This window comes from Rubrivirga sp., from assembly GCF_049648075.1.
In the GTDB taxonomy this organism is placed as follows: Bacteria; Bacteroidota; Rhodothermia; order Rhodothermales; family Rubricoccaceae; genus Rubrivirga.
In genome coordinates this window covers 1-1,896 of record NZ_JBARYR010000149.1, presented here as the reverse complement: position 1 = coordinate 1,896, position 1,896 = coordinate 1, and the positions used below count along the sequence as shown (strand labels likewise).

General features: G+C 69.4%; 1 protein-coding gene. It reads right to left on the bottom strand.

Annotated features, from left to right (window positions below):
* On the bottom strand, positions 1-1,702 hold a 1,702-nt coding region (locus WBA11_RS04170; protein ID WP_424519466.1), incomplete at its 3' end, for a protein kinase domain-containing protein.
* Positions 1,703-1,896 lie beyond the last annotated feature (194 nt).

The window sequence follows — 1,896 nt, the reverse complement described above, 5'->3', positions numbered from 1 at the left end:
CGTCGTACCGCTCTAGATTGCGCAGGAATCCAGCGAAGCTGTTGAGGCCGATGGGGACGGACGGGTGCTCCGGTCCGTACACCACTCTCCGGACGGCCAGCATCTCGACAAAAATGGCCTCCGCCGCGTCGTTCTTCTGGGTCGTCTCGAGGGCGTCGCCGTAGACCTTCAGCGCGTTGGCGAACCCGACCGAGTCCGGCGGAGACGCCCCGCGATGAAGGGCGACCGCCCGAGCGGCGAGGCTCTCGGCGCGTGGATAGTCGTCCGCCATCCAGAGACCGAAGGCGAGGCTGGAGTGGGCGTTGGCGAGCATAGGATCCGTCTCCGGCAGCCGCGCCTCGCGATCCGTGAGTACCTGGCGGTACAGGTCGACGGACTCGGCGACCTGGGACGAGTCCCCCTTCACGAGGACCTCCCCCAACGCCGTCGCAGCCTCGTTCCACCGCTCCGACCCGAACGCCGCCCGCCCGAGCGCCAGGCGCAGAAGAGAGTCCGCCTCTGCGACTCGGCCCAGCTCGTCGAACGTCCGACCGATCACGGTGTAGAGGTGGGCCTGCCGGGCTGGGGCCGAGCCCATCGTACCCACCTCCCTCGCGGCGCCGGCCAGCACGTCTGCCACACGTAGTGTATCCCGGCGCTGGGTGGAAAACGGGCTTGCGGCGCTGAGAACGTCCTCGAGGAACGTAGCGGTCTCGACGGCTTCGGTGCGAGCGGCTTGGGCGAGGTCACGCTCGGCTGCGAGGCGGACCGTGTAGAACGCCGTTCCAGCTGCGCCCACCACGACCGCCGCGAGCGCTGCGGCGACGGCCGCCTTGTGTCTCCCCGCAAACCGCCGCACGCGGTACCACGCCGAGGGCCTCCGCGCGTCGACAGGGAGTCCGTCGAGGTACCGCCTCAGGTCGGCCGCCAGGTCGGCCGCACCCACGTACCGATTTTCGGGCTCGCTCTGCAGAGCCGCTAGGCAGATCGCATCGAGGTCGCCCCGGAGGCGGCGAGCATCTGTGGGCGGGGGCTCGGTCCCGGATGCAGTCTTGGCGACCTCGCTCGGCAGCGTCGGCGCTGCGCGACGGATGGCATCGACCCACGCGTCACGACTGTGCGTCGGGAACGGAAGGCGCCCCGTCACCAGCTCGTAGAGCAGAACGCCGAGTGACCACACGTCTGTCGCCGTCGTGATCTCGCCGCCGTCGATCTGCTCTGGCGAGGCGTAGCCCGGCGTGAGCGGAGCTCCAAACCCCTCGGCGGTGACGGGCTCATCGAGGTCGGCATCCAAGAGCCGTGCGACCCCGAAGTCGAGGAGCGTCACGTGTGCGACGGCGGACCCGTCCTCTTCAGCCCGCTCGCTCACGAGCACGTTCGAGGGCTTAAGGTCACGGTGGACGACCAGCCGACGATGGGCGTAGGTAACGGCGTCGCAGACCTGGAGAAAGAGGGTCAGCCGGTCGCGGAGGCGGAGGCCGTGAGCGTCGGCGTACGTCGTGATCGGTTCGCCCTCGACGTACTCCATGACGAGGTACGGCGCCCCGCCTTCGACGCCGCCATCCAGGAGCCGCGCGATGCCTGGATGACGCAACGAGGCGAGGATCTGGCGCTCTCGGAGAAACCGCTTGACCCTCGAGGGCGCCACTAAACCCAGACGCTTGAGGGCCGCTCGTTGGTCGTACGCCCCGTCCGCACGCTCGACGAGGTCGACGCGGCCCATGCCGCCACGACCTAGCTCTCGGACCACCCGCCACGGACCGACACGCTCTCCCACGACAGGCGCATCGTCCGATATGAGCTCGGCGGCCGAGGCGAGGTCGATCCGGTCCTCTGTCGGAGCAGATCGGTCGGCGGCGAGGAGAGCCTCGACTTCAGCGCGGAGGGTCGCATCCACGGAGCCGTCCGCTAGGCACA